The following is a 5,242-nucleotide window of genomic DNA, read 5'->3' on the forward strand; positions in this document are numbered from 1 at the left end:
GCCGGAAAGAAGTCCGGCTTGGCCAAACTGCTTTCCGGCTGAGCAGCAAAGGAGTGCGGCCGACTCCAGCTCCTTTCTTAGTCGGCTAAACTTCTTTGCTGCTCGGCAACACTTCTTTGCGGCTCACTAAAACCCCTCTGCTGCTCGGCCAAACTTCTCTTCTGCCGAGTGCAACTTTTTGCCAAGTCGGCAGGATTCTTTTTTTGCCAAGCCGGACTGGTTTGCAGGTCGGCAAGAAAGAGACAGCAACGGTTGGAAACTATATCGAACGGCTCGCTCTCTGCTGCAACCTGCATGTCGACTTCTGCAAGAGGTCTGATGAAGCTTCCGCTTTTGGATCAAGGCGGCGGTCACGTCATTGACATTTCTGCCATTTTAGACGAAATGTGCCCATCTGTATCAAAATATGACTTGGATTGCTCTTCGCCCACACACCGCTGTTGATCCGAAACTGAACATCTCCGCCTCCGCATTTGCTGTAAGAACCGTCGAGTCTGCCGTCTGTGTATGTGAAATTCTTGCCGGACTCTGGTTTTGAGGTTACAGGAGGGACTGATCTGCCGGCAAAGAAGTATCTGCGGCTGAACTCTGTCTCTCCTTCAGCAAAGCCCGTCCAGTCAGCCGTCAGGAGGGATACCTGAAAACCTGACGGCACATGAATCGGCACAGCAAAGTTGCAGGAAGAGCGGCCATTACCACTGGCGGACGGTTTCCCATTTCCAGCATCGAACTTGCTGGCTGTAAACTTGATGGTCATTTCCGCGCTGTTTTCGCCGGTGATGCTAATATCATCAGAAGGGCCGCAGCCTGTCCCGTTCATTCCAACCGGCGCTTTGAAATACGGGGTACCTTGAGCGGCGGCTTCAGAACCGGCAACAGCAAGTCCTCCAACGGCGGCCAGCACAATGATAACTTTTTTCTTCATATGTTTCACCAGTGTTTTATTAAAAAAAGCCTCTGCCAGCTAAGGCAGAGGCTTCATTGATGAAGCAACTTTTGCGTGCAAACTTAGTGAAAGACTGTTAAAAAACAGCTTGGCGAACCTTTCATTGGCATTTCTGCCAGTTCAGCTTCAGGATCATTCTGTTATTCAAGTCCAGCGTGTCCACCGCGATATAACTAGGCTTGCCTTTCGCCCATATCCAGCTGTTGATCCGCAGCTGAAGATCTCCGCCTCCACATTTTCTGTAAGAGCCGTAAAGCCTGCTGTCTGTATATGTAAAACCCCTGCCTGAAACTGGTTTTACTGTTACAGGAGGGACAGGTTGGCCGGCAAAAAAATATCTGCGGCTGAACTCTGTCTCTCCTTCAGCAAAGCCCATCCAGTCAGCCGTCAAAAGGGACACCTGATAACCTGATGGAACATGGACCGGCACAGCAAAGTTGCAGGAGGTGCGGCCAATACCACTGACGGATGGTTTCTGATTTCCAGCATCATACTTGCTGAACATGATGGTCATAGTTGCGCTGTTTTCGCCTGTGACCGTAATATCAGAAGGGCTGCATCCTGTCCCGTTGATCTCAACTGGTGTTTTGAAATACGGGTTGCCTTGGGCCGTCGCTTGGGTTGCGGCGCACGCCAGCAACACTGGAACAAGTAAAACTTTCATAGCAATCACTCCTTATAAATAAATGGGGACTATGAAGCGTAAACCCTCTTTGCGGGGTTATAACTAATAGTTCAGGTATTGTCAAGCGACAAAAACAAAAAACCCCGCCCTTCTTGCGAGGTGGGGTTTTAAAATTAGGCTGTATTATATAGTCAGCTAAAAACACGCTGCATTCTGCACGCCTGATCTCGTCAGTTCAGCATCAGGAACTCGTTTGATCATCACTTGTCGTCGGCACAGCTGTCCGTGACAATGCCGCCGCAGCCTGCATAACAACGACGAAACGCTTCTTCGCACAGCTTAATGTTCGGAGCCGAACATGGATGGACGCTGTTGTAGCAATTAGGCGCTCCAGAGGCGACGCAGCGTCCAAATTCTATTCTGGCCATCGCGTTGTAATGTTCGCAGCTTTTTGCCTCAATGCCCGCATCCTCCATGCATTCAGTCTGTTTCTGGGAACATTGCCTCATGCACTCCTCCGCCTCGTATCCTAAGCCAGGATTCACAAAGGTGTACTTTGACTCACAAGGCGGAGGCGGGGTTGCTGGTCCGCAGCCGACCGTTTCGCAGCCCTTCCCGCAGCCGCTTAAAGCAGCGATGACCAAGACGGCAGCCGACAGGCCCAAAAATGGACGTTTTCTCAACTTCATGTTCTTCCCTCCAGTGTTTTGTTGTTGAACTGCACTGCCCGTTCTTTTGTTAGGACAGCGGATATGCTGTCGGAACTGCCCGGCAGCCTGTTCTTGCCTTATGCAAGATGCTTCCTGACCAAATCATGCAGGCAGCCTGCGGTCTCTTTGACCACATGGACGCAATGCCTGCGGGTGCTGTTCGGGTCAGTGCGGAAACGCCGAACCGCCTCGCTGTCCTGCCAGTCGATTCTGGCGATGCTGGTGCAGCTCATGCCGCCGTGCTCGCTGGTCAGCTGGGCGAACTCTTTGACCATCTCCTGGCCGATCCGGTTCATCTGCTTATGGTTTTCCCCCTTGGGCGTGGTTTTGCCCAAAGCGAAGCCGATGGCCGCCAAAGCACCTGACAATGCGCCGCAGGTCTGGCCGCTGCCGAACATGCCTCCTGAGAAGGCGGCCATCGCCGCTGTCAGCTCTGCTGGCGGCGGCTCGTCGCGGAACAGCCCGGCGCAGGCGTTCAGCACCGCCTGACTGCAATGAAACCCTTCTGCGAACAGCTCTGCGGCCCGCGCCGCTGTCTTTTCCCGTTCTTCGCTCATTATGCCTCTGGTGATTTTTGTCTATTATACCATGCGCCGCGCTGCAAACTCAAAGAGGAATTTGCATAAATCAGCGCGCAGGGCTTGTCCGCAGCACAATGCTGGCCGGGAACCGGCATCAGTCTTAGTCCCCTGACTCCTTCTCCTGTAGCCTTTCATCGGGCAGCTTGAAGGCCGATGGGCGGCCTTGTCCTTTCTCAGCAGCAATTTCACGGCCAGCCCTGTCAGCTTTCTTGCAAAAATGAACTGATGCTGTTTTAATATCCTCATCCGTATTTCTTTCTTTTCATTCCGCAGCCGCGCTGCCCAACCGTTTGAAGGAGCTACCCCATGCGCACGTTCACCCTTCTGCTGACAGCATTCTTTCTGGCTCTCCTTATGTCGCCCTTGCAGGCGGCCGAGAACTATTCCGAGCTGATGAACAGGGCGGGAATGCAGCGCATGCTCTCGCAGCGCATCGCCAAGGCGTATCTGTACAACGGGCAAGGCGTTTCCCAGCAGGAAGCCAGCCATCAGCTCAACATCTCCGTGACCCGTTTCCAATACAACTACGACGCGCTGAAAAAGATCAGCGACAGCGCGATGCAGGAGCTGCTGGGCGCAGTTGACACGCTCTTTGCCAACTACAAGGCTCTGGTGACCAAGCCCTATAAAAAGGAGAACGCCGCTGCGGTGCTGGAGCTGAGCGAGCAGCTGCTGGAGGCCAGCCAGAACGTGGTGCTGAAGCTGGAGGAACTGTCAGGAGAGAAGATTGACCACATCATCAACATCTCCGGCCGACAGCGTATGCTCTCGCAGCGGATTGCCAAGTATTACATCGCCTATCAGGCAGGCTTTCACGATGACACCTCTGTGCAGAAGCTGGAAGCTGCGGTGTCAGACTTCAAGGCCGCGCTGGAGACGCTGAAAGCGGAAAAGAAGAACAATGAGCGCATCAAAATGCTGCTGAACAAGATGCAGAGCCAGTGGGAGCGGGTTGCGCCATACTTTCTCAAGCTGAGCGGAAAGGGCAATCCCGCGCTGGTGCTGTCCGCTGCTGACGACATCAACCAGCTTGCTGATGAAGTGACAGCCCTGTACGTGGAAATCGCGGGCAAAGACCGCAAGAAGTAAGCCTCTCTCCTCAAGGGCGGACCGCCGCGTCCGCCCTTGCCGCACGCATCCCGCCTCTTTGATCAGCCCGCCCCTTCCAAGCAGAGTTCCTGCCGACCTTCCCGCTGCCTGTCATTCCGCCGCGCTCTCCCGCAGACGCGGATCAAGTGCCTGCTCCAAGCTGATGACCACGAAGGTGATGGTCAGCAGCAGCAGGGAGAGGGCGGCAAGCGGCGGCAGCAGCCAGTTCCACCAGATGCTCATGTAGTAGTATTTCATTGCGTACTGGATCATCATGCCCAGCGACTTGCGGCCCGGATCAATCAGGCCCATGAAAGCCAGCGAGGCTTCCATGAACATGGCCATCCGACACTTGGCCGAAAAGCCGATCAGGCAGAGAGGGAGCAGCTCCGGCAGCAGGTGACGGCTGATGATGTGCCAGCTGCCGCCGCCGAACTGCACAGCGGCGCGGACATGCAGGCTCTGCCGCACAATCAGGGTCTGCGCCCGGATGGACTTGCTCGTGCCAGGCCAAGTCATCAGGGCGAGAATGAGGGCCAAGGTCAGCGGATGAGGCCGGAAGACAGCGGCGACCAAAATCAGCACCATCACCGAAGGCACGGCCATCAGCACATCGCCCAAACGCATCAGGGCCAGATCAGCCATGCCGCCAAACCAGCCGACGGCCACGCCAATCAGCACGCCGACCGCCAGCCCCGCAGCCGCGCAGACCACGCCGAAGACCACGGTGTTGCGGACAGCGTGCAGCAGCTCGGAGAAAATGTCCTGGCCGCAGTCGTTCACGCCCAAGAGATGGGCAGCGGAAGGCCGTGCAAACGGCGCACTGTCCATCAAGAAAGGATCGTGCGGAGCCAAAGGCGGGCCAAACGCGGCGGCCAAGGCCAGGAGCAGGAAAAGGCTGCCGCCAAGCCTGAACCACGGGTCGCGGCGCAGACGCTTCAGCAGGCCGTGCTCACGCTGTCTGCACATCCAGCACATCCACCAGCCTGCCGCCGTAGCTGTTGCGCACCATTTCCCAGAGCGCGGCGTAGCTGCTCACGCTGATGTCCAAACTGCTCAGGGCTGATCCCGTAAAGCCGGGCAGGGTGTAGTCCCCGTTCTGCGTCACAATCACTTCCGCGCCTGCCGCGCCGTTCTCTTTCATGTCCAGCAGCGAGAAGATCAGCTGCTCTTCCGCCAAATCCTGAATCACTTGAATGCGGAGGCGGACATTCTCCGTGGACGCGCCGTCCATAACCGTGACATGCGGCACGCCCTCGCTGCCAGTGAGGATGCCGGTCTCGTCGCCCAG

Annotated in this window: 6 protein-coding genes; 1 reads left to right on the plus strand and 5 read right to left on the minus strand. The window is 55.9% G+C overall.

Going from position 1 to position 5,242, the window contains the following annotated elements; all coding sequences use genetic code 11:
• Window positions 1–355: 355 nt before the first annotated feature.
• The 3 genes from ACNKID_RS07365 to ACNKID_RS07375 all read right to left on the minus strand — a co-directional run bounded on the left by ACNKID_RS07365 (window position 356) and on the right by ACNKID_RS07375 (window position 2,838).
• Window positions 356–925 (minus strand): DUF4360 domain-containing protein, encoded by a 570-nt coding sequence (locus tag ACNKID_RS07365; RefSeq protein ID WP_417912795.1) that lies wholly within the window; start codon window positions 923–925, stop codon window positions 356–358.
• A gap of 121 nt (window positions 926–1,046) precedes the next feature.
• Complete coding sequence (locus ACNKID_RS07370; protein ID WP_417912796.1) at window positions 1,047–1,610, minus strand: DUF4360 domain-containing protein; 564 nt, start codon at window positions 1,608–1,610, stop codon at window positions 1,047–1,049.
• Between the two features lie 748 nt (window positions 1,611–2,358).
• Window positions 2,359–2,838: a C-GCAxxG-C-C family protein gene (locus ACNKID_RS07375; RefSeq protein ID WP_417912797.1), complete on the minus strand. Its 480-nt coding sequence runs from the start codon at window positions 2,836–2,838 to the stop codon at window positions 2,359–2,361.
• Between the two features lie 330 nt (window positions 2,839–3,168).
• Between ACNKID_RS07375 and ACNKID_RS07380 the strand changes: the two genes are divergently transcribed.
• The gene (locus ACNKID_RS07380; RefSeq protein WP_417912798.1) at window positions 3,169–3,951 is read left to right on the plus strand and encodes a type IV pili methyl-accepting chemotaxis transducer N-terminal domain-containing protein; all 783 of its coding nucleotides are present in this window, start codon (window positions 3,169–3,171) and stop codon (window positions 3,949–3,951) included.
• 111 nt (window positions 3,952–4,062) lie between these two features.
• Here the strand turns inward: ACNKID_RS07380 and ACNKID_RS07385 are convergent, their stop codons facing one another.
• Window positions 4,063–4,920, minus strand: coding sequence for an ABC transporter permease (locus ACNKID_RS07385; RefSeq protein ID WP_417912799.1), 858 nt, complete (start codon window positions 4,918–4,920; stop codon window positions 4,063–4,065).
• Window positions 4,904–5,242, minus strand: a 339-nt coding sequence (locus ACNKID_RS07390; RefSeq protein ID WP_417912800.1) for a hypothetical protein, incomplete at its 5' end; no start/stop codon positions are given. The genes ACNKID_RS07390 and ACNKID_RS07385, both read right to left, overlap by 17 nt.

This window comes from Candidatus Electronema sp. TJ (assembly GCF_048287355.1).
GTDB lineage: Bacteria > Desulfobacterota > Desulfobulbia > Desulfobulbales > Desulfobulbaceae > Electronema.